The sequence below is a fragment of the Candidatus Contendobacter odensis Run_B_J11 genome, from assembly GCF_000531125.1.
Taxonomy (GTDB): Bacteria; Pseudomonadota; Gammaproteobacteria; order Competibacterales; family Competibacteraceae; genus Contendibacter; species Contendibacter odensensis.
Genome location: NZ_CBTK010000216.1, coordinates 1 through 1034, shown reverse-complemented (window position 1 = coordinate 1034; position 1034 = coordinate 1). Strand labels below are relative to the sequence as shown.

General features: G+C 45.6%; 1 protein-coding gene. It reads left to right on the top strand.

Going from position 1 to position 1034, the window contains the following annotated elements; genetic code table 11:
- Window positions 1–65: 65 nt before the first annotated feature.
- The coding region (locus tag BN874_RS12765; protein WP_230314428.1) for a group II intron reverse transcriptase at window positions 66–1034 on the top strand (969 nt) is incomplete at its 3' end.

Here is a 1034-nt window from a genome sequence, read left to right as displayed (position 1 = left end):
ATTACCAGCAACTAATTCTGCGGAAGCTTAGGAGAAAAGGGTTTTTCGACAGTCTCTTAGACGGAATGGAAACCAAGTTGATTGAAAGGTTTGCAACCGGTAAGAAAAGTGGAAAGTTTGACCACAATGTTGCAGCCAGAAATCAGGTCAATTTAATACGATATGCGGATGACTTCATCATCACGGGAAGAACGAAAGAACTGCTTGAAAACGAAGTCAAGCCCTTGGTTGAAGTATTCCTCAAGGAACGAGGCTTAACACTCTCAGAAGAGAAAACCAAGATCACGCACATTGAGGAAGGGTTCGACTTTCTCGGATGGAATATCAGGAAATATGACGGTATATTACTAACTAAGCCGTCAAAGAAAAACGTGAAAGCGTTTTTAGGAAAAATCCGGGAAGTAGTGAAGGCCAATGACATGGCGAAACAAGAAAACTTGATTGGACTACTCAACCCAATGATACGAGGTTGGGCGAATTACCATCAAGGTGCAGTCGCCAAAGAAACCTTTGCGAAAGTAGACCATGAAATTTGGAGAATAATTTGGAAATGGGCAACACGTCGCCACCCCAACAAAGGAACTAAATGGGTCAAGGATAGATATTTCATTCGGATTGGAAGCCGAGACTGGATATTTGTGGCGACAACCAAGGATAAGGACGGAAAACCGCAAAGGAGGACGCTGATAAAAGCCAGCGATACGAAAATAATGCGACATATCAAAATCAAGGGCGAAGCGAACCCGTTTGACCCCGCACAGGAATCCTACTTTGAAAGCCGTCTTGGCTGGAAAATGGATAACAACCTGAAAGGAAAGACGAAATTGCTTAGGCTTTGGTGGCGACAAGACAAGGAATGTCCTCACTGTCAAGAGAAAATAACGAAGGAAACGGGCTGGAACATTCACCACATCCTTCCAAAAGCTCAAGGCGGAAAAGACAATATTTCCAACCTGATGTTGCTACATCCGAAGCAGTCATTCACTCCCCCGGGTGCGGCAGGGGCGGGAGGGGGAGTCCAGCGCGGCGGTCGG